Source organism: Enterobacter sp. AC1 (assembly GCF_050434705.1).
GTDB classification, from domain to species: domain Bacteria; phylum Pseudomonadota; class Gammaproteobacteria; order Enterobacterales; family Enterobacteriaceae; genus Enterobacter; species Enterobacter cloacae_L.
In genome coordinates this window covers 177,397-202,649 of the sequence record NZ_JBNDIZ010000003.1, presented here as the reverse complement: position 1 = coordinate 202,649, position 25,253 = coordinate 177,397, and the positions used below count along the sequence as shown (strand labels likewise).

The 25,253-nt window shown below is 55.5% G+C and carries 25 protein-coding genes, 2 tRNA genes and 1 other annotated feature; of the genes, 12 read left to right on the top strand and 15 right to left on the bottom strand.

What is annotated here, in order from left to right; genetic code table 11:
* Positions 1-137: 137 nt before the first annotated feature.
* The gene (ugd, locus tag M2433_RS10770) at positions 138-1,304 is read left to right on the top strand and encodes a UDP-glucose 6-dehydrogenase (protein WP_429054444.1); all 1,167 of its coding nucleotides are present in this window, start codon (positions 138-140) and stop codon (positions 1,302-1,304) included.
* Between the two features lie 53 nt (positions 1,305-1,357).
* Here ugd and M2433_RS10765 read toward each other — a convergent pair whose 3' ends face one another.
* Positions 1,358-2,362, bottom strand: coding sequence for an NAD-dependent epimerase (locus M2433_RS10765; protein WP_429054445.1), 1,005 nt, complete (start codon positions 2,360-2,362; stop codon positions 1,358-1,360).
* 192 nt (positions 2,363-2,554) lie between these two features.
* Here M2433_RS10765 and wzzB point away from each other — a divergent pair, with 192 nt between their 5' ends.
* Positions 2,555-3,535 (top strand): LPS O-antigen chain length determinant protein WzzB, encoded by a 981-nt coding sequence (gene wzzB, locus M2433_RS10760; protein WP_429054447.1) that lies wholly within the window; start codon positions 2,555-2,557, stop codon positions 3,533-3,535.
* A gap of 39 nt (positions 3,536-3,574) precedes the next feature.
* Here the strand turns inward: wzzB and hisIE are convergent, their stop codons facing one another.
* The 9 genes from hisIE to hisL all read right to left on the bottom strand — a co-directional run bounded on the left by hisIE (position 3,575) and on the right by hisL (position 10,791).
* Positions 3,575-4,186 (bottom strand): bifunctional phosphoribosyl-AMP cyclohydrolase/phosphoribosyl-ATP diphosphatase HisIE, encoded by a 612-nt coding sequence (gene hisIE / locus M2433_RS10755; protein ID WP_429054449.1) that lies wholly within the window; start codon positions 4,184-4,186, stop codon positions 3,575-3,577.
* Positions 4,180-4,956, bottom strand: coding sequence for an imidazole glycerol phosphate synthase subunit HisF (gene hisF, locus M2433_RS10750; RefSeq protein ID WP_429054450.1), 777 nt, complete (start codon positions 4,954-4,956; stop codon positions 4,180-4,182). The genes hisIE and hisF overlap by 7 nt, the downstream gene beginning before the upstream one ends.
* Entirely contained in the window at positions 4,938-5,675 is a 738-nt protein-coding gene (gene hisA / locus M2433_RS10745; protein ID WP_429054452.1) for a 1-(5-phosphoribosyl)-5-[(5-phosphoribosylamino)methylideneamino]imidazole-4-carboxamide isomerase, read from the bottom strand. The genes hisF and hisA overlap by 19 nt, the downstream gene beginning before the upstream one ends.
* Positions 5,675-6,265 (bottom strand): imidazole glycerol phosphate synthase subunit HisH, encoded by a 591-nt coding sequence (gene hisH / locus M2433_RS10740; RefSeq protein WP_264440387.1) that lies wholly within the window; start codon positions 6,263-6,265, stop codon positions 5,675-5,677. Before hisH ends, hisA begins: the two co-directional genes overlap by 1 nt.
* Complete coding sequence (gene hisB / locus M2433_RS10735; RefSeq protein WP_429054454.1) at positions 6,265-7,332, bottom strand: bifunctional histidinol-phosphatase/imidazoleglycerol-phosphate dehydratase HisB; 1,068 nt, start codon at positions 7,330-7,332, stop codon at positions 6,265-6,267. Before hisB ends, hisH begins: the two co-directional genes overlap by 1 nt.
* Complete coding sequence (hisC, locus tag M2433_RS10730) at positions 7,329-8,390, bottom strand: histidinol-phosphate transaminase (RefSeq protein WP_429054455.1); 1,062 nt, start codon at positions 8,388-8,390, stop codon at positions 7,329-7,331. Before hisC ends, hisB begins: the two co-directional genes overlap by 4 nt.
* Positions 8,387-9,691: a histidinol dehydrogenase gene (gene hisD / locus M2433_RS10725; protein WP_429054457.1), complete on the bottom strand. Its 1,305-nt coding sequence runs from the start codon at positions 9,689-9,691 to the stop codon at positions 8,387-8,389. Before hisD ends, hisC begins: the two co-directional genes overlap by 4 nt.
* Before the next feature lie 5 nt (positions 9,692-9,696).
* Positions 9,697-10,596 (bottom strand): ATP phosphoribosyltransferase, encoded by a 900-nt coding sequence (gene hisG, locus M2433_RS10720; RefSeq protein WP_028018500.1) that lies wholly within the window; start codon positions 10,594-10,596, stop codon positions 9,697-9,699.
* 45 nt (positions 10,597-10,641) lie between these two features.
* Positions 10,642-10,765 (bottom strand) — a sequence feature (His leader region).
* Entirely contained in the window at positions 10,741-10,791 is a 51-nt protein-coding gene (gene hisL / locus M2433_RS10715) for a his operon leader peptide (protein ID WP_001364200.1), read from the bottom strand. Its footprint overlaps the feature before it by 25 nt.
* 175 nt (positions 10,792-10,966) lie before the next feature.
* Between hisL and M2433_RS10710 the strand changes: the two genes are divergently transcribed.
* From M2433_RS10710 to M2433_RS10695, 4 genes are all read left to right on the top strand, one after another.
* Complete coding sequence (locus M2433_RS10710) at positions 10,967-11,791, top strand: SDR family oxidoreductase (RefSeq protein WP_429054459.1); 825 nt, start codon at positions 10,967-10,969, stop codon at positions 11,789-11,791.
* A 41-nt stretch (positions 11,792-11,832) separates the two neighbouring features.
* Entirely contained in the window at positions 11,833-12,762 is a 930-nt protein-coding gene (locus tag M2433_RS10705; protein ID WP_429054461.1) for a LysR substrate-binding domain-containing protein, read from the top strand.
* Positions 12,763-12,981: 219 nt separating this feature from the next.
* Positions 12,982-13,044: a membrane protein YoeI gene (yoeI, locus tag M2433_RS10700; RefSeq protein ID WP_099458931.1), complete on the top strand. Its 63-nt coding sequence runs from the start codon at positions 12,982-12,984 to the stop codon at positions 13,042-13,044.
* Positions 13,034-14,392, top strand: coding sequence for an APC family permease (locus M2433_RS10695; RefSeq protein WP_429054462.1), 1,359 nt, complete (start codon positions 13,034-13,036; stop codon positions 14,390-14,392). The genes yoeI and M2433_RS10695 overlap by 11 nt, the downstream gene beginning before the upstream one ends.
* 111 nt (positions 14,393-14,503) lie before the next feature.
* Here the strand turns inward: M2433_RS10695 and sbcB are convergent, their stop codons facing one another.
* On the bottom strand, positions 14,504-15,940 hold the full coding sequence (sbcB, locus tag M2433_RS10690; RefSeq protein WP_429054687.1) for an exodeoxyribonuclease I: 1,437 nt from the start codon (positions 15,938-15,940) through the stop codon (positions 14,504-14,506).
* Between the two features lie 198 nt (positions 15,941-16,138).
* On the opposite strand from sbcB, the gene dacD reads away from it, so the two are divergent.
* The 4 genes from dacD to M2433_RS10670 all read left to right on the top strand — a co-directional run bounded on the left by dacD (position 16,139) and on the right by M2433_RS10670 (position 19,543).
* A complete protein-coding gene (dacD, locus tag M2433_RS10685; RefSeq protein WP_429054463.1) occupies positions 16,139-17,305 on the top strand; it encodes a serine-type D-Ala-D-Ala carboxypeptidase DacD in 1,167 nt (388 codons plus the stop codon).
* Between the two features lie 119 nt (positions 17,306-17,424).
* On the top strand, positions 17,425-17,898 hold the full coding sequence (sbmC, locus tag M2433_RS10680; protein WP_429054465.1) for a DNA gyrase inhibitor SbmC: 474 nt from the start codon (positions 17,425-17,427) through the stop codon (positions 17,896-17,898).
* A gap of 92 nt (positions 17,899-17,990) precedes the next feature.
* Complete coding sequence (locus tag M2433_RS10675) at positions 17,991-19,049, top strand: FUSC family protein (protein WP_429054467.1); 1,059 nt, start codon at positions 17,991-17,993, stop codon at positions 19,047-19,049.
* A 158-nt stretch (positions 19,050-19,207) separates the two neighbouring features.
* Positions 19,208-19,543 carry a DUF496 family protein gene (locus M2433_RS10670; protein ID WP_008499467.1) on the top strand — a complete coding sequence of 112 codons (336 nt, stop codon included), beginning with the start codon at positions 19,208-19,210 and terminating at the stop codon, positions 19,541-19,543.
* Positions 19,544-19,590: 47 nt separating this feature from the next.
* Here the strand turns inward: M2433_RS10670 and M2433_RS10665 are convergent, their stop codons facing one another.
* Together M2433_RS10665 and M2433_RS10660 are read right to left on the bottom strand one after the other, a co-directional pair.
* On the bottom strand, positions 19,591-19,926 hold the full coding sequence (locus M2433_RS10665) for a gamma-glutamylcyclotransferase family protein (protein WP_047346450.1): 336 nt from the start codon (positions 19,924-19,926) through the stop codon (positions 19,591-19,593).
* Between the two features lie 53 nt (positions 19,927-19,979).
* Positions 19,980-20,055 (bottom strand) — tRNA-Asn (locus tag M2433_RS10660).
* 161 nt (positions 20,056-20,216) lie between these two features.
* Here M2433_RS10660 and emmdR point away from each other — a divergent pair.
* Together emmdR and M2433_RS10650 are read left to right on the top strand one after the other, a co-directional pair.
* Positions 20,217-21,671, top strand: coding sequence for a multidrug efflux MATE transporter EmmdR (emmdR, locus tag M2433_RS10655; protein ID WP_429054469.1), 1,455 nt, complete (start codon positions 20,217-20,219; stop codon positions 21,669-21,671).
* Positions 21,672-21,774: 103 nt separating this feature from the next.
* Positions 21,775-21,850: transfer RNA gene (locus M2433_RS10650), tRNA-Asn, on the top strand.
* Positions 21,851-21,992: 142 nt separating this feature from the next.
* On the opposite strand, the gene M2433_RS10645 is transcribed toward M2433_RS10650, so the two are convergent.
* Both M2433_RS10645 and M2433_RS10640 read right to left on the bottom strand, forming a co-directional pair.
* Positions 21,993-23,759: an aminopeptidase P family protein gene (locus tag M2433_RS10645; protein ID WP_429054470.1), complete on the bottom strand. Its 1,767-nt coding sequence runs from the start codon at positions 23,757-23,759 to the stop codon at positions 21,993-21,995.
* 15 nt (positions 23,760-23,774) lie between these two features.
* Positions 23,775-25,229, bottom strand: a complete 1,455-nt coding sequence (locus M2433_RS10640; protein ID WP_429054471.1) for an AMP nucleosidase — start codon at positions 25,227-25,229, stop codon at positions 23,775-23,777.
* Between the last annotated feature and the right edge of the window lie 24 nt (positions 25,230-25,253).

The following is a 25,253-nucleotide window of genomic DNA, read 5'->3' as shown; positions in this document are numbered from 1 at the left end:
TGTCAGCCCGCTCGTAGGGATTACTCCTGGTTTGCCTTGACAGTTCTGTTGGCAAGGAGGTACAAAGCCCAACAGTCAGGTTCATCGCGATGGTCAGGTGGCCATCAATACAGTTAACTCACAGAAGTCATTAGCGAATGAAAATAACTATTTCCGGAACAGGCTATGTTGGTCTTTCAAACGGCATTCTAATTGCTCAGAATCATGAAGTGGTTGCACTGGACATCGTGCAGGCTAAAGTTGATATGCTCAACCAGAAGAAGTCCCCGATTGTTGATAAGGAAATACAGGATTATCTCTCAAATAAGTCGCTGAATTTCCGTGCCACGACGGACAAAGAAGACGCCTACCGTGACGCAGATTTCGTCATCATCGCCACACCAACGGATTACGATCCCAAAACCAACTACTTCAACACCTCAACCGTAGAAGCGGTGATCAAAGATGTTATCGCAATCAACCCACATGCGGTGATGATCATCAAATCGACCATTCCGGTAGGCTTCACCAAATCGATTAAAGAAGAGTTGGGTATTGATAATGTCTTCTTCTCGCCAGAGTTTCTGCGCGAGGGCAGGGCGTTATACGATAACCTGCACCCATCCCGTATCGTGATCGGTGAGCGCTCTGAGCGTGCGGAACGTTTTGCCGCACTGCTCCAGGAAGGCGCAATCAAGAAAGATATTCCGGTACTGTTCACTGACTCTACCGAAGCCGAGGCGATCAAGCTCTTCGCCAATACCTATCTGGCAATGCGCGTCGCCTACTTCAACGAGCTGGACAGCTACGCAGAGAGTCTGGGCCTGAACACCCGCCAGATCATCGAAGGTGTGTGCCTCGACCCGCGTATCGGCAACCATTACAACAACCCGTCATTTGGCTACGGCGGTTACTGTCTGCCAAAAGATACCAAACAGCTGCTGGCCAACTATCAGGCTGTACCGAATAACCTGATTTCAGCCATTGTTGACGCCAACCGCACGCGTAAAGACTTCATCTCTGACTCCATCCTTGCGCGTCAGCCTAAAGTTGTGGGCGTGTATCGTCTGATCATGAAGAGCGGTTCAGATAACTTCCGTGCCTCTTCCATACAGGGCATCATGAAGCGCATAAAGGCGAAAGGGGTGCAGGTTATTATTTATGAACCAGCGATGCAGGAAGATGAGTTCTTCCACTCCCGCGTGATTCGCGATCTGGATGCGTTCAAGCAGGAAGCGGACGTGATCATCTCTAACCGCATGGCGGAAGAGCTGGCGGACGTGGCGGATAAAGTCTATACCCGCGATCTGTTCGGAAGTGATTAATTTCTCTTAAGTCGCATAAAAAACCCGGCCATGTTGCCGGGTTTTTTTATTTTTCAGACCTTGTAGAAAGCGCGATACCAGTCGACAAAGTTTTTCACCCCGTCTTTGACCGAGGTCTGCGGTTTAAAGCCAATAACGTCATACAACGCTTTCGTATCCGCGCTGGTCTCCAGCACGTCACCCGGTTGAATCGGCATCATGTTTTTCTCTGCTTCTTTGCCGAGTGCTTCTTCCAGCGCCGTAATGTAATCCATAAGCTCGACCGGAGAGCTGTTACCAATGTTGTAAACGCGATAAGGCGCGGAGCTGGTCGCCGGGGAACCGGTCTCTACGGTCCAGTCTGCATCGGCCTGAGGAATGACGTCCTGCAGACGAATAATGGCTTCGGCGATGTCGTCGATGTAAGTGAAATCGCGCTTCATCTTGCCATAGTTGTAAACGTCGATGCTTTTGCCTTCAATCATCGCTTTGGTGAACTTAAACAGCGCCATATCCGGACGGCCCCACGGGCCATACACGGTAAAGAAGCGCAGGCCAGTAGTCGGCAGGTTATACAGATGGGAGTAGGTATGCGACATCAGCTCATTGGCTTTTTTGGTCGCCGCGTACAGTGACACCGGGTGGTCTACGGAGTCGTCTGTAGAGAATGGCATCTTGCGGTTCAGACCGTAAACGGAGCTTGATGAGGCATACAGCAGGTGCTGTACCTTGTTATGACGACAACCTTCCAGCACGTTGAGGTGACCCACCAGGTTGGCGTCCGCATAGGCATGCGGGTTTTCAAGAGAGTAGCGAACCCCTGCCTGTGCCGCCAGATGGATTACACGATCAAAATTCTCGCTGGCAAACAGCGCCGCCATCCCTTCACGATCGGCTAACTCCAGCTTGTGGAAAGTGAAATTCCCGGATTTGAGCAAGTCCAGACGTGCCAGCTTGAGGTTCACATCATAGTAATCACTGAGATTATCAATCCCGACGACCTGGTGTCCGGCATCCAGCAAGCGTTTACTGATATGAGAACCGATAAATCCTGCCGCGCCCGTAACCAAAAATTTCATACCTTCCCTCATTACTTTTCTGTCTTGTCGATGCCTGAGGCATCAGAATTGCTATATGATAGCGCGTTGGCTGCGAGTTAGATAATCCATCTTTCCGATATAACTCATCGGATTCTGATAGAAAAATCGCTGGCAACAGATACACTATGTAAACATGATTATTTTTGCCCTTTTTCATCTGTTAGGGATTGTATGACGCAGAACAACAATACTCCGGTTAATAGAAGTAATGGTCCGGAGCAAATTGATTTACTTGATTTAGTGCTGCAGCTGTGGCGTGGAAAGTGGGTAATTGGCGCTTTTGTCGCTGTTTTTATTGTCCTGGCGGGTATTTATATCACCGTCGCAAAAGAGAAATGGACCTCTTCCGCGATCATTGCTCAGCCAGATGCGGCGCAAATTGCCACTTACGCCAACGCACTGAATATCCTTTACGGCGGCGCGGCGCCTTCGATGCTGGATATTCAAAACCGTGCGATTAGCCGTTTCAACTCCTCCTTTTCTGCTTTAGCTCAGGCGCTCGAAAACCAGGAAATACCTGAGAAGCTGACCATCGATGCTACCGTTAAGGGCCAGCCGCTGCCGTTAAGTGTCTCCTATACCGGTGAGTCTGCGGAAGCTGCGCAAAAACAGCTGGCACAGTACATCCAGCAGGTAGATGAGCAAACGGCGAAGGAGCTCGCTCTCGACCTTAAAGACAACATTAAACAACAGATCACCACGCTAAATGACTCTCTGGAAAACCAGGAGAAGGTTGCTCAGGAGCAGAAAGATCTGCGTATCAAGCAGATCACAGAAGCGCTTAAAAACGCTGATGCGGCGAAGATTACCACTCCGCAGATCCAGCAAACCCAGGACGTGACTCAGGAAACCATGTTCTTACTGGGAAGCGAAGCGCTGAAATCGATGATTGATAACGAGGCGTCTCGCCCGCTAGTCTTCTCAGGTGCTTACTATCAGACGAAACAAAACTTACTGGATATCGAGAAGTTGAGCGTGAAGCCGGATACCATACATGTTTATCGTTACGTCATGAAGCCGGATCTCCCTATCTATCGTGACAGCCCGAAAAAAGCTATCACCCTGATTCTTGCCGTACTGCTGGGCGGAATTATCGGCTCTGGTGTAGTACTGGGTCGCAACGCGCTGCGTAACTACAAGCCAAAAGCCTGATTAGCAGACAAAAAAAGACCGGGTTTCCCCGGTCTTTTTTTATTTATGCCGCTTACGCAAATTCTCTATCACCGCCGTCAAATTCAGCTCCTGATCCTGCAGCAGCACCAGCAGGTGATACATCAAATCAGACGCTTCATTGGTCAGCTCCTCGCGGTCATGCACCGTCGCGGCCAGCGCCGTCTCAACGCCTTCTTCACCCACCTTCTGCGCAATACGCTTGGTTCCGCTTGCATAAAGCTTCGCGGTATACGAACTTTCAGGGTCAGCCGTTTTACGTTCAGCCAGAAGCTGCTCAAGCTGGTACAGGAACAACCACTGGTGGCTCGCCTCACCAAAGCAGCTGCTGGTGCCCTTGTGGCAGGTCGGGCCGATGGGGTTTGCCAGTACCAGCAGGGTATCGTTATCGCAGTCTGGCGTAATGCTCACTACATTCAGGAAATGGCCCGAGGTTTCGCCTTTGGTCCACAGACGCTGTTTGATGCGCGAAAAAAACGTGACTTTGCCGCTGCCGAGCGTTTTTGCCAGCGCGTCCGGGTTCATATACCCCAGCATCAGCACTTCGCCAGAAACCGCATGCTGCACAACCACCGGCAGTAATCCGTCAGTTTTTTCCCAGTCCAGCTGCGCCTGTTGTTGCTCTGTTAACATACCCTGATCTCCACGCCCTGGCCGGCCAGGTACGTTTTTAACTCACCAATATTGATAATCTGTTTGTGGAACACGGAGGCGGCCAGTGCGCCGTCCACGTTCGCATCTCGGAAGGCTTCCAGGAAGTGTTCCATAGTGCCCGCGCCGCCGGAGGCAATCAGCGGCACGTGGCAGACCGCACGCACTTTTTTAAGCTGCTCCAGGTCGTAGCCGTTACGCACACCGTCCTGGTTCATCATGTTCAGGACAATCTCGCCCGCGCCGCGCTTCTGCACTTCCTGCACCCAGTCGAGCGTCTCCCATTGGGTGACGCGGGTGCGGCTTTCGTCGCCCGTGTACTGGTTAACGTGGTACTTGCCGGTGGTATCGTCAAACCAGGTGTCGATACCGACCACAATACACTGGACACCAAAGCGATCGGCGAGTCGGGTAATGAGCTCCGGGTCAGCCAGGGCAGGGGAGTTGATGGAAATTTTATCCGCGCCAAACGAGAGAATTTTGGCAGCGTCGTCAGCGGATTTGATTCCGCCTGCCACGCAGAACGGGATGTCGATCACTTCTGCCACGCGTGCGACCCAGCTTTTATCAACCACACGGCCGTCGCTGGAGGCGGTGATATCATAAAATACCAGCTCGTCTGCGCCTTCTTCGGCATAGCGTTTTGCCAGCGGGACGATGTCACCGATGATCTCGTGGTTGCGGAACTGCACGCCTTTCACAACCTGACCATCGCGTACGTCCAGGCAAGGGATTATCCGTTTTGCCAGCATTGAATCGCCTCCGTCACCGTAAATTTGCCTTCCAGTAAGGCCCGTCCCACAATCACACCCTGCACACCGGTAACGCGCAGCGCGGCCACGTCGCCAATATCACCGATACCGCCAGAAGACTGGAACGCCACCTGCGGATAACGCGCGCAGACCTCTTCGTACAGCGAAACGTTAGAGCCAGCCAGCGTGCCGTCGCGTGAGATATCCGTGCACAGCACGTGCTTCAGGCCGACGGGCAGATACATCTCGACCAGCGCTTCCAGCGTCATGCCGGAGTTTTCCTGCCAGCCGCTAACGGCAACCTGCTTGTTACCCTGTTCATCAATGCGAACGTCCAGCGCCAGCACCAGCGCGTCGGCGCCAAAGCGGCGGAACCAGCCTTTGACGGTCTCAGGGTCTTTCACCGCGGTTGAACCGACCACCACGCGCGCCACGCCCGCGTCCAGCAGCGCTGCCACGTCATCTTCAGTACGCACGCCTCCACCAACCTGGACGGGCACGTCAACGCCGGCAACCAGATATTTAAGCAGTGGGATCTGGCGTTTCGCCGGGTCCTTCGCGCCGGTCAAATCCACGAGATGCAGGACCTGAGCACCCTGCGCGGCATACTCCTGCAGGCGCGGTAGCGGGTCGTTCCCGTAGTCACGCTGCTGCCCGTAGTCACCCTGGTGGAGACGAACAACCGTGCCGTCAATTAAATCTAAAGCGGGAATAATCATCACATCTCCAGGAAGTTTTTCAGCAGCTGCGCGCCCGCGGCGCCAGAGCGCTCCGGGTGAAACTGCACGCCGAAGAAGTTGTCTTTCTGCACGGCCGCCGTAAACGCCTCGCCGTAATTGCACTGGGCGATCGTATTTGCGTTCACCGGCATGGCGTAGCTGTGCACGAAGTAGAAATACGCGCCGTCTTCAATGCCGCGAAACAGGCGGTCGCCCGCTTTGGCGTAAACGCGGTTCCAGCCCATGTGCGGCAGAGGCAGGCCGTGGTCGACCATTTTCGGCACGTCTTCGTCAATAATGCCCAGCAGGTCGACGCCGTTACTCTCTTCGCTCCGGCGGCCCAGGATCTGCATGCCCAGGCAAATGCCCAGCACCGGCTGGGTACAGGCTTTGATAAGCTCAACCAGCTCGCGCTCGTGGATCTGATCCATTGCCGCCTGCGCGGTGCCCACGCCCGGCAGGAATAGCTTGTCGGCGCGCAGCACCACGTCCGGGTCGCGGCTGACCACCGGTTCATAGCCGTGGCGCGCGATGGCCGACTTTACGGAGTTCAGGTTGGCGCACCCGGTATCCAGAATCACCACGTTCATTACAGCACTCCTTTCGATGAAGGCAGGGCGTCACCTTCCACGCGAATCGCCTGGCGAAGGGTACGGCCGAAGGCCTTGAAGAGACTCTCTACGCGGTGGTGGTCGTTCTTGCCCTTGGTCTTCAGGTGTAGCGTCAGGCCCATGGTGTAGGACAGTGAACGGAAGAAGTGCTCCACCATTTCGGTGCTCAGGTCGCCCACGCGCTGGTAGGTAAAATCGGCTTTATATTCCAGGTGCGGACGACCGGAGATGTCCATGGCGCAGCGCGCAAGGCACTCGTCCATTGGCAGAACGAAGCCAAAACGGTTAATACCGCGCTTATCGCCGAGCGCCAGCTTCAGCGCTTCACCCAGCGCCAGGCCGGTATCTTCCACGGTGTGGTGATCGTCAATGTACAGGTCACCTTTCACCGCGATCTCCATGCGGAAACCGCCGTGGGTGGCAATCTGGTCCAGCATATGGTCGAAGAAACCGACGCCGGTGTGGATCTTGCTGCCGCCTTCACGGTCCAGCCAGACCTTCACGTCAATCTGCGTCTCTTTGGTGTTGCGCTCAACGTGTGAGTAACGGTCGCGTTTGGTCAGCTGTTCGCCAATCTTCGCCCAGTTGAGATCGCTGCTGCTGTAACGCAGGCCCGCGATGCCCATGTTTTCGGCGAGGGTGATGTCGGTGGCGCGATCGCCAATCACATAGCTGTTGGCTTTATCGAGCGCTTCTTCCGCCAGATAACGTTCAACCAGCTTCACTTTCGGTTTACGGCAGTCGCACTCGTCGGCTGGCAGGTGAGGGCAAATCAGCACTTCATCAAACGCCACGCCCTGCGAGGTGAGGATCTGCATCATCAGGTTGTGCGGGCCGTCGAAGTCGGCCTGCGGGAAGCTGTCCGTACCCAGCCCGTCCTGATTGGTGATCATCACCAGCTTAAAGCCAGCCTTCTGCAGTTTGAGCAGAACCGGGATTACGTCGGGTTCAAAAGCCAGCTTGTCGAAACGATCGACCTGAAAATCGGAAGGTGGCTCCGAAATGAGGGTGCCGTCACGATCGATAAAGAGATACTTCTGACTCATACTTTCTCCGCTTTCAGGGCGTCAATTACGCGCTGGCTCTCTGCACGGGTGCCGACGGTAATACGCAGGCAGCCGCTTAAGGATGGTTGTTTATTTTGGTCTCGTAAGATAATGCCTTGATCCCATAAAGATTTAAATACGGAGCTTGAGGCAGTAAAGCGCACCAGAATGTAGTTGGTTTCAGAGTCAAACACCTGCTCTACGCAGGGGATCGCTTTCAGGGCCGTCACCAGGTACTGACGCTCTTCCAGAATTTGCGCCACGCGTTCACGCATTGCGTTAATACCCTGCGGCGCCAGCGCCTGTGCGGCAATGTCGGCAACCGGCGTGGAGAGCGGGTAAGGGGCAATAACTTTCAGCAGCAGGTCGATAACCTCTTTATTGGCCAGCGTAAAGCCGCAGCGCAGGCCCGCAAGGGCGAAAGCCTTCGACAGCGTACGCAGCACCACCAGGTGCGGGTACTCTTCAATCCAGCCTGCCAGCGTCGCCTGCGGGCAGAATTCGATATAGGCTTCATCCGCCACCACCAGCGCCTTGCCGCGGGTCATCTCCAGCAGGGTGCGGATATCCTGCGGGTTGATAATCTGCCCGGTCGGATTGTTCGGGCTGCAGACGAAGACGACTTTCACGCCGTCGAGATTGTCGGCGATGCCCTGCAGATCGAGCTGCCAGTCTTCCAGGGACAGCACATTACGGCACGCTACGCCGAAGGTCTCCGCGCTGACGCTGTACATGCCGTAGGTCGGCTGGCAGTACATCACCGCGTCTTTGCCCGGCTCGCAGAAGGCGCGGATCAGCAGCTCAATGCCTTCGTCTGCGCCGCGGCTGACCAGCACCTGCTCTGGCTTCACGCCCGCGTACTGCGCGTAGTTTTCGATAACCGCTTTCGGCTGACACTCCGGATAGCGGTTCAGCGTTTGCTGCGACAGTTCGAACTGCACCGCCGTCGGAAATTCGTTGGCGTTCAGCCAGACGTCACCGTTACCGCCCAGGCGACGGGCAGACTGGTAAGGCGTCAGGCGACGGACATTTTCGCGGGCTAACTCTTCAATGCTCATGCTTGCTCCTTCAGGGCTGCAACGCGCAGCGTAACGGCATTTTTGTGGGCGGTCAGGCGCTCGGCGGCAGCCAGCGTCTCGATGGTGGACGCCAGCGAGGCAAACCCTTCACGGGAGAGTTCCTGCACGGTCATGCGTTTCTGGAAATCCGCCAGCCCCAGGCTGGAACAGGTAGAAGTGTAGCCATACGTCGGCAGGACGTGGTTGGTGCCGGAGGCGTAATCGCCCGCGGACTCCGGTGACCAGTCGCCGAGGAACACCGAGCCCGCGCTGGTGATGCTGTCGACCAGATTGCGCGCGTTGCGGGTCTGAATAATCAGGTGCTCCGGGCCGTACTGGTTGGAAATGGCAATGCACTGCGCCAGATCGCGCGCCACAATCAGGCGGCTGGCCGATAACGCCTGACGGGCTGTTTCGGCGCGGGGCAGGTCCGCAAGCTGGCGCTCAACGGCTTCGCCTACGCGTTTCGCCATGTCGGCATCCGGCGTCAGCAGGATGACCTGCGAGTCCGGGCCGTGTTCCGCCTGAGATAACAGGTCGGAGGCCACGAAATCCGGCGTTGCGCCGCTGTCGGCAATGACCAGCACTTCAGACGGACCGGCTGGCATGTCAATTGCCGCGCCGTCCAGACGCTGGCTGACCTGGCGCTTGGCTTCGGTCACAAAGGCATTGCCCGGGCCAAAAATTTTGTCGACCTTAGGAATGGATTCGGTGCCAAACGCCAGGGCTGAAATCGCCTGCGCGCCACCCACCTTATAGACCGCCTGCACGCCGCACAGCTTCGCCGCATACAGAATCTCGTCGGCAATCGGTGGCGGTGAACAAAGCACCACTTTCTGGCAACCGGCAATACGCGCCGGGGTGGCCAGCATCAGGACGGTCGAGAAAAGCGGGGCAGAGCCGCCGGGAATATAGAGGCCGACGGACGCGACCGGACGGGTCACCTGCTGACAGCGCACGCCGGGCAGGGTCTCGACATCCACGGTCTGCAGCGTTTGTGCGGTGTGGAAGGTATCAATGTTTTTCACCGCGACGGCCATCGCCTGCTTGATGTCGTCACCCAGACGATTGCTGGCATCGATGATTTCTTGCTCGGTTACCCTCAATGCGCCGACGTCCGTCTTATCAAACTTTGCGCTGTACTCACGCAGCGCGTCATCGCCACGGGCTTTGACGTTATCAAGGATCTCTGCCACGGTGCGTGAAATGCTTTCGGAGGCGGAAATCGCCGGGCGCATCAGCAGCTCGCGCTGTTGCGCTTCGCTACACGTATTCCAGTCGATGATTGTGTTAAAACCCATGGCCGTTACTCCATCATCTTCTCAATTGGCAGCACCAGGATAGAGCTTGCCCCCAGCGCCTTCAGTTTTTCCATGGTTTCCCAGAACAGGGTTTCGCTGCTCACCATGTGCATCGCTACGCGCTGCTGATCGCCTGCCAGCGGCAGAATGGTTGGACGCTCAGCACCCGGCAGCAGGGCAATCACTTCATCCAGACGCTCGGTCGGCGCGTGCATCATAATGTATTTGGATTCACGCGCCTGAATCACGCCCTGAATACGGGTCAGCAGTTTGTCGATGAGCTGCTGCTTGGCATCGGCCATGTCGCCGTCGCGCTGAATCAGGCACGCTTTGGAGCGGTAGATAACCTCCACTTCGCGCAGACCGTTCGCTTCCAGCGTTGCGCCGGTCGAGACCAGGTCACAGATGGCATCCGCCAGACCCGCACGCGGTGCCACTTCAACAGAGCCGTTCAGCAGGCAGGATTTAAACTGCACGCCTTTCTGGTCCAGGTAACGCTTTAACAGGTGAGGGTAGGAGGTGGCGATACGTTTCCCGTTCAGCGCGGCCGGGCCGTCCCAGGCTTCATCAACCGGCGTTGCCAGCGACAGGCGGCAGCCGCCGAAGTCCAGGCGACGCAGGGTGAAGTAACGCGGGTCTTCACCCTGAGCGCGGCGGGTCAGCAGCTCTTCTTCCAGCACGTTTTCACCGATGATGCCGAGGTCAACGACGCCATCCATGACCAGGCCGGGAATATCGTCATCACGCACGCGCAGAATGTCGATGGGCATGTTTTCAGCCAGAGCAATCAGGCGCTGGGTGTGCAGGTTAATTTTAATCCCGCAACGGGCCAGCAGTTCGCGTGAATCGTCACTCAAACGGCCTGATTTTTGAATAGCTATGCGTAAGCGTGAGTTATCTAACATTCTTTATTCCTCGTTAACCTGTTTTAACCTGTCTGAATTTGGTCCAAAAAAAAGCCCCCGGAAGAAGATCTTCCGGGGGCTTTCTCATGCGTTCATGCACCACTGGAAGATCCAAACGTCTTCCAGCACACATCGCCTGAAAGACTAGTCAGGATGATGGTGATGATGGTGGTGTTTAAATTGAACGCGTGTCATATAAATTCTCGATGAATGCTTATTCATTTGATGTCTTTTAACCTAAACCAGTTGTACGACATATTGCAAGGGCTTTTTTTGATCATTAATTCATTTCATATTGATGCTATGAATTGTGTGTTCTGCCGGGCTGGCGTAGCCTTATAAAAGACGAGTAAGAGTCAGGAGAATTCGCATGAAAAAGGTCGCGATTGTCGGTTTAGGATGGCTGGGAATGCCGCTGGCGATGTCATTAGCCGCGAAAGGCTGGCAGGTGACCGGGAGCAAAACCACGGCGGATGGGGTAGAGGCAGCGCGCATGTGCGGTATTGACGGCGTGGAACTGCGCCTTGAGCCGCAGCTGGTGTGCGATGCTGACGATCTGGACACGCTGATGAACGTCGATGCGCTGGTGATAACCTTACCCGCCCGGCGCAGCGGGCCGGGCGAGTCATTTTACCTGCAGGCGATGCAGGAGATTGTCGACAGCGCGCTGGCGCATCATGTCCCTCGCATCATTTTTACCAGCTCGACCTCGGTCTATGGCGAGGTTGAAGGCGTTGTGAAAGAGACTTCTGAGCGCCGTCCCGTTACCGCGAGCGGGCAGGTCCTTAAAGAGCTGGAAGACTGGCTGCATAATCTTCCCGGCACGCAGGTCGATATCGTCCGTCTGGCGGGACTGGTCGGCCCGGGGCGTCATCCGGGGCGCTTTTTTGCCGGAAAGTCTGCGCCAGACGGCCAGCACGTCGTCAACCTGGTGCACCTTGGCGATGTTATTGGCGCGATCGAACTCCTCTTACAGGCTCCAAAAGGTGGACACATCTATAATATATGTGCACCGTCTCATCCGCCGCGCAGCACGTTTTACCCGCTGATGGCGCGCCAGCTGGGCCTGGCGCCACCGGTTTTTGGTGAGACAAAGGATGACAGAAAAGGCAAAATTGTTGATGGCAATCGCATTTGCCATGAGCTGGGGTTTGAGTATCAGTATCCCGATCCGCTGGTGATGCCCATGGAATAAGTCCCGCAGCGGAGACGATCGCGTACCGGAAGGGGGCGAATATGAAACCGCTGCTGGATGTTCTTATTATTCTGGATGCACTGGAAAAAGAGGGGAGCTTTGCGGCTGCGTCGGCAAAGCTCTTTAAAACCCCTTCGGCGCTGAGCTATACCGTTCAAAAGCTGGAAAGCGATCTCAATATCCAGATCCTCGATCGCTCCGGGCATCGCGCGCGGTTTACCCGAACCGGGCAAATGCTGCTGGAAAAAGGACGCGAAGTCCTCCACACCGTTCGCGAGCTGGAAAAACAGGCCGTCAAGCTTCACCAGGGGTGGGAAAACGAGCTGGTTATTGGTGTGGATGATACCTTTCCGTTTTCTCTCCTGACGCCGCTGATTGAAGCCTTCTATCAACACCACAGCGTGACCCGGCTTATCTTTATCAACGGCGTGCTGGGGGGCTCCTGGGACGCCTTAACTCAGGGCAGGGCGGATATTTTTGTCGGGGCACTCCATGAACCACCCCAGTTGAGCGAGTTTGGCTTTGCCCGTCTGGGCGTGCTGGAGCAGGTGTTCGCCGTGGCCCCCCATCACCCGCTGGCTCAGGAGCCAGAGCCCATAAACCGACGCGTGATTAAGAGTTATCGCGCGATAGTGGTCGGGGACAGTTCTCGTCCAGAGTGTGCGGTTTCCTCGCAGCTGCTTGACGAGCAGGAAGCCATTACGGTTTTTGACTTTAAAACCAAGCTGGAGCTGCAAATAAGCGGTCTGGGCTGCGGCTATTTACCCCGCTATCTGGCGCAGCGGTTCATTGACAGCGGTGCGCTTGTTGAAAAACAGGTACTTGCTCAAAGCAGTAATGAATCGGTGTGGGTCGGATGGAATGAACAAACTGCCGGGCTGGCCAGCGCCTGGTGGCGGGACGAAATTTTAGCAAATAGTGCTATCGCCGCCGTTTACTCTCAGCCCGACGTCCAGAAATCAGCCAGTTAGTAAAAAGAAAATTGTCCCGTGCTTTGCAAAGTATTGCCTTTTGTATCCGATGTGGGGCAAAATGCCGCCGCTGCAAACAAATGAATAATCGACGATATAAAAGGCGTCGGTTATTTTTTTTTGCATGTACGAAACGAAACTAAAAACCAAGAGGCCGGGCTTCGTACCGGATAGATATTTACTAAAATCCGACAGTTGTTGTCGCTGAGGAAGAAAGAAATGGGGCAATTTTTCGCTTACGTGGCGGTTATCACCGTAAAGGAGAATAACTATGTCGCATAACGCAACTCCAAACACCTCTCGCGTGGAATTACGTAAAACGCTTACGTTGATTCCGGTTGTTATGATGGGCCTGGCCTATATGCAACCAATGACGCTGTTCGATACATTCGGTATCGTATCAGGCCTTACTGACGGTCACGTTGCAACGGCGTACGCCTTTGCGCTGGTCGCCATTCTCTTTACAGCGCTGAGCTACGGAAAACTGGTTCGCCGTTTCCCGTCTGCAGGCTCTGCCTACACCTATGCTCAGAAATCCATTAGCCCGGCGGTTGGCTTTATGGTGGGCTGGTCATCTCTGCTGGACTACCTGTTCATGCCGATGATCAACATTCTGCTGGCAAAAATTTACTTTGAAGCGCTGGTACCTTCCGTACCGTCGTGGATCTTCGTGGTGGCGCTGGTGGCCTTTATGACCATCTCTAACCTGCGCAGCATCAAGACCGTGGCTAACTTCAACACCCTGATTGTTATTCTGCAGATGGGTATCGTTGCGGTTATCGTGGGGTTGATCATTTACGGCGTGTCCCATGGTGAAGGCGCAGGTACGCTGGCCAGCACCCGTCCGTTCTGGTCTGAAGGCGCGCACGTTGTGCCGATGATCACCGGTGCGACCATCCTTTGCTTCTCGTTCCTGGGCTTCGACGGTATCTCTTCTCTGTCTGAAGAGACCAAAGACGCCGAGCGCGTGATCCCGAGAGCGATTTTCCTGACCGCGCTGATTGGCGGAATGATCTTTATCGGCGCCTCTTACTTCCTGCAGCTGTACTTCCCGGACATCTCTCGCTTTAAAGAGCCGGACGCATCACAGCCTGAAATCATGCTGTATGTTGCAGGGAAAACCTTCCAGTGGGGCGTGCTGATCTTCTCCAGCGTAACCGTACTGGCATCCGGTATGGCGGCACACGCAGGTGTTTCTCGCCTGATGTACGTAATGGGGCGTGACGGTGTGTTCCCAACCCGTTTCTTCGGCTACGTCCATCCGAAATGGCGTACCCCGGCGTGGAACGTACTGCTGGTTGGCGCAATCGCACTGATGGCCATTAAGTTTGACCTGGTGACTGCAACCGCGCTGATTAACTTTGGTGCGCTGGTGGCGTTTACCTTTGTTAACCTCTCGGTAATCTCTCAGTTCTGGATCCGCGAGAAGCGTAATAAAACGCTGAAGGACCACTTCAACTATCTGGTGCTGCCAATGTGTGGCGCGATGACGGTGGGTGCGCTGTGGATTAACCTGGAAGAGAGTTCAATGGTTCTGGGTCTGATCTGGGGTGCTATCGGTCTGATCTATCTGGCTTGCGTAACCAAAAGCTTCCGTAACCCGGTACCTCAGTACGAAGACGTTGCGTAATATTGTGTCGGGTGGCAACTACGCCTTACCCGACCTACAAAACACCCAGTCCCGCGCCAGCGGGCAAAAAAAAGCCGGAGACATCGCCTCCGGCTTTTTTGTACCCGTCGCTCAGACTATCTCTTGTGCGTACTGGAACAGGGATTTCAACAGCGCTTGTTTCTCAGCATTCCCTTCATACTGGCCGTAAAGCATTTCCAGCTCTTGCGCATAGCTGTTGAGGAATTCCGGCGTAAACACGTTACGTCGATGCTGCAGCCAGCGTTCCTGCTCTGCTTCATCCAGCGTGCCGGGGTAGTTACGCGCGCGGTAATTAAACATCAGCTTTTCAATGCGCTTATCGGCGAAAGTGATATCCAGCGCCGGCAGATTACGCGGCTCGGTTTGCAGAACGATATTCATGGCAGCCCGATCGGCATCGCTGAAGAACCCGTTGTATAGCTGGGCATCCACGTTTTCCGACGGCACGAACGGCTCGGCTTCGGCAAAAATGGCCACCACTTTTTCGCGCACCTGTGGGTTTTCGCGCAGCACTTTCAGGTTATCAAGGCAGTGCTGACGGTTAATGCCCAGCCTGTCGGCATCTTCCGGACGCAGCGTATTCGCCTGTGCCAGTACCAGGCATTTATTGATATGCACCAGTTTGACCGGCACCGCAGGCAGATCGCCAAGTTCATTTTTCGGAGTGTAAAGCCGCTCGCGCAGGGTATCACTGTCGAGCTCCAGCAGCGGCGAAATGTCGCCGGCTAAATCCACCATGATGACCGCATTACGGTTGTCCGGATGCCACGCCAGCGGCGCGACCCAGCTGGTATTGCCGCGCCAGGCACCAAACATGCCGGAAATATGCACCAGCGGCTTCATTTGCGGCACGTCAATCAGCGTGGTTAATTTCTGCTTGCTGCGATGGCTCAGCAGATACTCAAACAGCCTTGGCTGCGCGCTTTTCACCAGCCTCGCCATAGCAATGGTGGCATAGACGTCGGCCATCGCGTCGTGGGCATTGCTGTGCTCGATACCGTTGGCGCGCGTCAGGTGCTCCAGCCGGAAGCTCGTCAGCCCTTCCTCATTTTCAGGCCAGTTAATGCCCTCGGGACGCAGGGCATAGCAGGCGCGCATGATGTCGAGTAAATCCCAGCGCGAATTGCGGTTCTGCCAGCTCCAGGCGTAGGGATCGTAGAAGTTGCGATAAAAGATGTTGCGCGTCACTTCGTCATCGAAACGGATGTTGTTGTAACCGACCACGCAGGTATGGGGGACGGTGAACAGATCGTGTATGCGGCGGGCGAACTCCGCCTCGCTAACGCCTTTTTCCCGCGCTTCCTGAGGGGTGATCCCGGTAACCATGACCGCGCCCGGCTGCGGCAGGTAGTCATCAGCAGGCTTGCAGTAGAAGACCTCAGGCTCGCCAATGATGTTGAATTCGTCGTCGGTGCGGATGGCGGCAAATTGCGCCGGTCGGTCCAGCGCCGGATGAGTGCCAAAGGTTTCGTAATCGTGGAACAAAAAAGTCGGGCGTGCGGCAGAGTCAGACACCAGTAATACCATCCTGTTAAAAAATGACGTCACTATGGTAAACGATCGCGCGGGTCAGACCGAATAAAAAGCACCGTTGTGACACAAATTTGCGCACCAGCTTCAGCGTAAAATCTGCGTCCTGTCACATTTTTTTGCAATTAAGCCAGGTAACGACATCAGAACTCCCGTAAAAAGGTCATCGATTTTTAATGACCTGAGGATATACCGTTGAAACGCCGTCTGTTTATTGCTGTTTCTTTACTCGCTTCGAGTATCTCATCTGCTTTTGCGGCCGAACCGCTGGATTTTTCGCCGCAGCCTCCGGCCATTCAGGCGGGCTCCTGGGTGCTGATGGATTACACGACTGGTCAGATCTTAACGGCGGGCAACGAACATCAACAACGTAATCCGGCGAGCCTGACCAAGCTGATGACGGGCTATGTGGTGGATCGGGCCATTGATAGCCATCGCATCACGCCGGACGACATAGTCACCGTAGGACGTGATGCCTGGGCAAAAGGGAACCCGGTTTTTGACGGTTCGTCGCTGATGTTCCTGAAAGAGGGCGATCGCGTCTCCGTGCGCGATCTGAGCCGCGGTCTGATTGTCGATTCCGGTAACGATGCCTGCGTGGCGCTGGCCGATCACGTGGCGGGCGGCCAGCCGCAGTTTGTGAAGATGATGAACGACTACGTGCAAAAGCTAAACCTGCGCGATACGCATTTTGAAACCGTCCACGGTCTGGACGCACCGGGCCAGCACAGCTCGGCCTATGACCTGGCCGTACTCTCCCGGGCCATCATTCACGGCGAGCCTGAGTTTTACCATATGTACAGCGAAAAGAGCCTCACCTGGAATGGGATCACCCAGCAAAACCGCAACGGCCTGCTGTGGGATAAAACCCTGAACGTGGACGGGCTTAAAACGGGACACACCTCGGGAGCAGGCTTTAACCTGATTGCGTCCGCCGTTGACGGCCAGCGTCGCTTGATCGCGGTGGTGATGGGGGCGGACAGCCCGAAAGGGCGTGAGGATCAGGCCCGGAAACTGCTGCACTGGGGGCAGCAGAATTTCGATACGGTGCAGATCCTGCACAACGGTAAAAAAGTGGGGACAGAGCGTATCTGGTACGGCGATAAGGAGCAGGTGAAGCTGGGCACCGACCAGGACTTCTGGCTGGCCCTGCCGAAAGCGGAAGTACCGAACATCAAAGCCAAATACGTGCTGGATAAAAAAGAGCTGGAAGCGCCAATTGCCGCGCATCAGCGGGTCGGTGAGATCCAGCTCTATGACCGCGACAAGGTGGTAGCCCACTGGCCGCTGGTGACGCTGGAAGCCGTTGATAAAGGCGGTCTGTTCTCCCGCATGAGCGATTATCTGCATCACACGCTTTAACTGCTGCTGAGCAGACTGGCAGGGTTGCGAGTCTGCTCACATAATAAACACTTCTCGTTTGCCGATCGGCCAGAATCCGCTTTATAGTGTATAAATATACAGTAATAAATGGAGGCAGCATGGACTACAGCATTAAGCAGCAACAGAAACGTAAGATTGCCGGTTTTCATTTGGTCGGACCGTGGGAACATACGGTAAAACAGGGCTTCGAACAGCTGGTGATGTGGGTAGACGGGCGTCACATTGAGCCGCTGGAGTGGGTTGCGGTCTACTACGATAACCCGGATGAGGTCCCGGCAGAAAAACTGCGCTGCGATACGGCCGTCACGGTACCGGATGATTTCGTTATCCCGGAAAACAGTGAAGGCGTCATGATGACGGAAATCGCGGCCGGTGATTACGCCGTGGCGACGGCGCGCGTGGAAAACTACGACTTCGCCACGCCGTGGTACCAGTTTTTTAATTCCCTCCTGCAGGACAATAAATACCAGATGGCGCTTAAACCCTGCTTCGAGCGCTATCTCAATGACGGCAATGCGGACGGCTACTGGGATATCGAAATGTTTATCGCAGTAGAGCACAAAGCGGTTTAAGCCTGCTAAATGAAGGGTTTTTCAGCCGGAAGCGATCCGCCCGGCTGAAAACGCAGTACAATTGTGCTTTGCCGTGTAGCTGGAGAGCGGGTGTGCGTCCCGACAAATCATTAACCCCTTTTGAAATTCGCTTGTACAAACACTACCGCGTGGTGCATGGATGTCGCATCGCGCTGGCGTTCGTGTTGACGTTTGTCCTGGTCCGCTTGCTTGAAGTGCCAGAAGGGACGTGGCCGCTGATCACGCTGGTGGTGGTGATGGGGCCCATCTCGTTTTGGGGAAATGTTGTCCCGCGCGCCTTCGAGCGAATTGGTGGGACCGTTTTAGGCTCGGCACTTGGGCTTATCGCCCTGAAGCTGGAGCTTATCTCGTTTCCGGTCATGCTGGCATGGTGCGGTGCCGCCATGTTCCTGTGCGGCTGGCTGGCGTTGGGCAAAAGACCCTATCAGGCGCTGTTGATCGGAATTACTCTCGCGGTGGTGGTTGGTGCGCCCGCCGGGGATATGACCACTGCGCTGTGGCGAAGCGGGGATGTCATCCTGGGATCGCTCCTGGCCATGCTCTTTACCGGTATCTGGCCGCAGCGTGCTTTTCTGCACTGGCGCATTCAGATGGCCAACTACGTCACCGCGTTTAACCGCGTCTATCAGGCCGGTTTTTCCCCCAACCTGGTTGAGCGTCCCCGGCTGGAAAAGCATCTGCAAACGATCCTCAACGACGTGGTCAAAATGCGCGGCCTGATTACGCCCGCCAGCAAAGAAACCCATATTCAGAAAGCGATTTTCGAAGCCATCCAGACGGTAAGCCGCAACCTGGTCTGCATGCTTGAACTGCAGATCAACGCGCACTGGGCCTCGCGCCCAAGCCATCTGCTGATGCTTAACGCGCAGACCCTCAAAGAGACCCAGCAGATGACGCAGCAAACGTTGTTGACCATCGCCCATGCGCTCTATGAAGGCAACCCGCAGCCGATAATGGCGAACAGCGAGCGGCTGAATGAGATCGTTGCGGAGCTGAAGCAGTTAATCAATGAACGCCAGAGCGATAACGTGGCAGAAACGCCTATTCACGGCTATGTCTGGCTGAGTATGGAACTGGCGCGTCAGCTTGAGCTGTTATCGCACCTAATTTGCCGGGCGCTGCGCAAATAAAAGGCGTATGTGACGCCTGCTGCTTCGATTCAGCAGCAATTGGGGTTATGATAGTTTTAAACGATATACTCATTGTCATTCGCAGCCGCTGTCAGTAAGGTTATTGTTACAACGGTTGCCTTAACGAATCCGAATCTCACATTATCAGGGGTGTAAAAATGGAAACTACCAAGCCTTCGTTCCAGGATGTTCTGGAATTCGTCCGCCTGTTCCGCCGCAAAAACAAACTGCAGCGTGAAATCCAGGACGTTGAGAAGAAGATCCGTGACAACCAGAAGCGTGTTCTGCTGCTCGATAACCTGAGCGACTACATCAAGCCAGGAATGAGCGTTGAAGCTATTCAGGGCATCATCGCCAGCATGAAGAGCGACTATGAAGACCGCGTTGATGACTACATCATCAAAAACGCTGAGTTGTCCAAAGAGCGTCGTGACATCTCCAAGAAGCTAAAAGTGATGGGCGAAATCAAGAACGGCGAAGCAAAAAGCGAATAATCACAGCGAATAGTGAAAAAGGCTCTCTGGTGACAGAGAGCCTTTTTTTATGATTCAGAACGTGGCTGTAGCTGATAAATCCAGGCATTAACCTGTTTGCCTTCGAGAGTGGTCACCGTGACCTCAACCCGATCGTAGCCGTCTTCAAATTCATCGAGCATTTGCCAGTGTGCGGCAAGGTTATCAGAGATAAACAGATAGCCTTCAACGCGGGGTCCGTCAGGGTGGAGCACAATTCCCGGGAAGTCTGCCGCAGCGCCCCAGCCTCGTTCATAAAACGTGCCGGATACGAAGCCGGCCAGCCATTCGCCGCCAATGTTTTCAAGAATATGCGCATTAGAGTGGCCCGGACGCAGCGTGCCATAGACAAACAGAGCGTTCATTTTCCCTCACCCGCAAAGCAAAAAGCCCGCTTTAAAAGCAGGCTTTTTAAATTTGGCTCCTCTGACTGGACTCGAACCAGTGACATACGGATTAACAGTCCGCCGTTCTACCGACTGAACTACAGAGGAATCGTTGTGGAGGCTTATCTTAGCGGCGAAAAAAGTTTTGTCAAACCTGATCTTAGAGAAAATCGACCGATTGCTGATTCTGTCGTCAGTTTGTTGTAATTCCACACATCTTTTTCTGGAAAATACTTTGCAGGATGAGCATTTGTCCCCCATCATTTGAAATGGAGTTTCAACTTTTCTCGCTAAGGTCCATTTTGAACGTCACTGCCTCCTTACGCCAGGCGATAACGCGCACGCCATGGTATGCAAAACGTAAAAGCTATCGTGTTCTGTTCTGGCGTGAAATCACCCCTCTTGCTGTGCCTATCTTTCTGGAAAATACCTGCGTTCTGCTGATGGGGGTTCTGAGTACCTTCCTGGTGAGCTGGCTGGGGAAAGAGGCGATGGCTGGGGTCGGGCTGGCGGACAGCTTTAACATGGTGGTGATCTCGTTCTTTGCCGCCATAGACCTCGGAACGACGGTGGTGGTGGCCTTTAGCCTCGGCAAGCTTGACCCCAAACGCGCGCGCGAGGCGGCCCGTCAGTCGCTGATGATCATGACCATTTTTTCGATCGTTCTGGCGGCGGTGATCCACTATTTCGGTAAAGAGATTATCGACTTTGTTGCCGGGGAAGCCACGAATGAGGTTAAAGACCTGGCGCTAACCTACCTGGAAATGACCGTCTTAAGCTATCCGGCGGCGGCCATTGCGCTGATTGGCAGCGGTGCGCTCCGCGGGGCGGGCAACACCAAAATCCCGTTGCTGATCAACGGCGGGATGAATATCCTGAATATCATCATCAGCAGCGTGCTGATCTACGGCGTGTTCTCCTGGGAAGGGCTGGGGTTCGTTGGTGCCGGACTGGGGTTAACCATTTCACGCTATATCGGCGCGGTGGCGATTATCGGCGTGCTGATGGCGGGGATCACGCCTTCGCTGCGTCTTACGCTGAAAAGCTATTTCAGGCCGTTTAACTTTGCCATTATCTGGGAAGTGATGGGCATCGGTATTCCGGCCAGCATTGAATCGGTGCTGTTTAACGGCGGGAAGCTGCTCACGCAAATGTTTGTTGCCGGGATGGGGACCGACGTTATCGCCGGTAACTTCATCGCCTTTTCCATCGCCTCGCTGATTAACCTGCCGGGTAACGCGCTGGGTTCGGCTTCGACCATCATTACGGGTAAACGCCTCGGGAAAGGGCAGATAGGGCAGGCGGAGCGGCAGTTGCGTCACGTGTTCTGGCTATCAACCATTGGGCTGACCCTGATCGCCTGGGGCACCGCGCCGTTTGCCGGGCTGATGGCCTCGTTCTATACCCACGAAGATGATGTTAAAGAGGTCGTCAAGATCCTCATCTGGCTCAACGCGGCCTTTATGCCCATCTGGGCGGCCTCATGGGTTCTGCCCGCCGGGCTGAAAGGCGCACGCGATGCCCGCTTTGCGATGTGGGTATCGATGCTCGGCATGTGGGGTTGTCGCGTTGTCGCGGGGTATACGCTCGGGGTAATGCTCGGATGGGGCGTTATCGGGGTTTGGCTGGGGATGTTCCTTGACTGGGCCGTGCGGGGCGCGCTGTTCTACTGGCGTATGGTCAGCGGGCGCTGGCTGTGGAAATATCCGCGAAAACATGCCTGACAATTGCGCGAAATGGAGAATAATTCGGCAAACGATCGGAAATATGCATTCTGCCTTTGACATCATGGGGGAGCATCGATAATATGCGCCCCGTTCACACGATTCCTCTGTAGTTCAGTCGGTAGAACGGCGGACTGTTAATCCGTATGTCACTGGTTCGAGTCCAGTCAGAGGAGCCAAATTTAAAAAGCCTGCTTTTAAAGCAGGCTTTTTGCTTTTCTGCGCATGGTAAATGCAAAACGGCAACCCGGTTGCCGTTTTTAGTGTGTGCACCCTCTCCCGTGGGAGAGGGTTAGGGTGAGGGCACCAGGCCGCACGAAATTACATACAAATTGGTGCTGTCGCTTCCACCAGCCACGAACGCGCTTCGCTGTTCACCAGGGGTAACAGCGCCTCACGAACCTGCTGATGATATTCATCCAGCCACTGCTTTTCCTGTTCGCTTAACAGCTCCAGCTCGACCTGACTCAGGTCGATGGGGATCAGCGTCAGAGAAGCAAATTTGCAGAACCCCGGGCGGCTTTCAACGATTTCTACCTGGTTTTCAATGCGAATACCGTGGCTATCGCCCAGGTAATATCCCGGCTCGATAGTCATGATATTGCCCGCCACCAGCGGCCACGGGTTGACCTTTTTGGCAATACGATGCGGGTTTTCATGGATCAAAAGCTGGTGCCCTACGCCATGCCCCGTGCCGTGATCGTAATCCAGCCCCATCTCCCACAGCGGACGACGGGCGAAGGCATCCAGCTGATGTCCCTGAGTCCCTGAAGGGAACTGCAGGGTAATGAGCGACAGGAAGCCTCTCAGCACGGCGGTATAGTGCAGGCGCTGCTGCGGATCGACCTGACCCCATGCCAGCGTGCGCGTGGCGTCGGTGGTGCCATTAGCATACTGACCGCCGGAATCGTTCAGGTAAAAGTGGTCATGAACGATGGGCTTGTTGCTGGCCTCGCTGGAATGGTAATGGCACATCGCCGCATTGCTCGACGACGCGGAAATGGTCGCAAAACTCTGCTCAATAAAACCGGGCTGTTGCCTGCGGAACGCCAGCTGTTGTGCCTGTACCTCCAGTTCGGTCAACGGTTTCCCTGCCGCCTCGCGTCGTGGAACTTCCCGACTCAGCCAGGCAAGAAAATTAACCCACGCGGCACCGTCCTGATGATGGCATTCGCGATAGCCCGCCAGCTCCATCGGGTTTTTCGTGGCTTTCATCAGGGTGATGGGATCGGTCTGCCAGACGATCTCTCCCTGCGGCTCGATGGCAAAGCGCAATGCAACAGGCGCAGAATCTGCATCGACCAGCACCCGTTTGCCCGCAGCCTGCTGCTGGCAGCGTTCAATAAACGCCCTCTGCGGTGAGAGAGTGAAAGCATCACGCACGGGAGCCGGCAACGCGGTGAGCTTCGCATCGTCAACAAACCACTCCACGCTACCATCACGGCTGAGCAGGGCGAAGGAGAGAGGAACCGGGCTAAAGGGGATATCTGATCCACGCACGTTCAGCAGCCAGGCGATATTGTCCGGCAGCGTCACGGCGAGGAAATCAGCATTGTGTTCTGCCAGCACGGCGGCAACACGCTGACGTTTTTCTGCGCTGCTTTCACCGCTGACCTCAACGGGCATTTCGCGGATAAGCCCCGCTGGCGCCGCTGGGCGGTCAGTCCACAGCGTGTCAAACGGCGAGGCCTTCAGAGGCACCAGCTCGCACGGCGTGGCAGACAACAGCTCAAACTCTGAATTTGTCATCAGCAGCGCGTCAAAGCCGATGCGCGTGCCTGCCACCACGTTTTCCGCCAGCCACTCAGCCAGCGGCTCGTTATGCAGGTGGTGGATCTCAATCTCGTCCATATTGACCTGAACGCGGGCCTGAACCTGATAACGTCCATCGACGAAGAGTAGCGCTTTGTCTTTCAGCACCAGAGCCAGACCAGCCGAGCCGTCAAAGCCCGTCAGCCAGGCCAGCTTTTCGTCGTACGGGGCGCAGTATTCGCTCTGCCAGGCATCCGCACGCGGAACGATCATTCCGTCGAGATGACTGGCTTCAAGCCAGTGGCGCAGGGCAGAGAGCGGTGATGTGGTGTGCATGGTTTTTCCTTGTTATTAGCGGAACGGCGGCTCGTTGAAGGTACGCAGCTTGCGTGAATGCAGCTTGTCGCCCTCCGCGCGAAGTAAATCAATCGCACGAATACCGATCTGCAGATGCTCAGAGATAGCCCCTTCGTAAAAACGGTTGGCCTGCCCCGGCAGCTTAATTTCGCCGTGCAGCGGCTTATCGGAGACGCACAGCAGCGTGCCGTAAGGGACGCGGAAGCGATAGCCCTGCGCGGCAATGGTGGCGCTTTCCATATCAATCGCCACCGCGCGGCTCAGGTTGAACCGCAGCGCGGAGGCGGAGTAGCGCAGCTCCCAGTTGCGGTCATCCGTTGTGACGACCGTACCGGTGCGCAGGCGCTGTTTAACCTCTTCACCCGGCATGCCGCTGACCTCTTTGGTGGCGTCATACAGCGCGCGCTGCACTTCGGCGATGCTCGGGATGGGAATATCCGGCGGCAGCACCGCGTCAAGCACGTGGTCGTCACGCAGATAGGCGTGGGCGAGAACGTAATCGCCAATCAGCTGGCTTTCACGCAGGCCGCCGCAGTGGCCAATCATCAGCCACACGTCCGGGCGCAGTACCGCCAGATGGTCGCAGATGGTTTTCGCATTTGACGGGCCCACGCCAATGTTGATCAACGTAATGCCCTGACCGTCGGCGGTGATCAGGTGCCAGGCGGGCATCTGGTGTTTTTTCCACGCCAGGTCGGAAATGGCCTGCTCGGGGGCTTCCGTCTCTGCAGTGATCCAGATCCCGCCCGCACACGACAGCGCGATGTAAGGACTCTCCGGGTCGAGGATCTGGCTACAGCCCCAGCGGACAAACTCGTCGACGTAGCGGGTGTAGTTGGTAAAGAGCACGAAGGGCTGGAAATGTTCGGCTGGCGTACCGGTATAGTGGCGCAGGCGCGCCAGGGAAAAATCGACCCGGCGGGCATCAAAATGCGACAGGGGAGAAAATTCAGCCGGGTGATAAATGCCGTCAGCCGTCTCATCGCCAATCTGTGAAAGTTCAGTCGTCGGGAAGTGGCGGGTCAGTCCCGCGCTCATGGAGCGGTCAAGCGTTAACGCCGAGCCGTCAATCACGTAGGGATACGGGATTTCGTGCTGTGAGGGCTCAACGGCAATATGCGCACCGTAATCCTGGTAAAGCAGCGTGAGCTGTTCTTCAAGATAAGGGCGGAACAGTGCAGGGCGGGTGACGGTGGTGCTGTAGCAGCCGGAGTGGGTAAAACGCGCGTAGGCGCGGGTTTTCGGCGTGGTGCTGGCGCTGCCGTCCCAGGTTACAGAGAGCGATGGATAAACAAAAAGGCCCGCGGTTCTGGCCTTTTCGTCGGGGAGTTTCCCTGTTTCGATATACTCGCTAATGGCGCTGCGCAGCGCATTGACGGACTGTTCATACAGCGCGTCGAGTTTTTCCAGCGCCTGAGCCGGGGTCAGGCTGGAGCCCTTATTATTCATCTCTGTCTCCTTGTTCCACAGGTG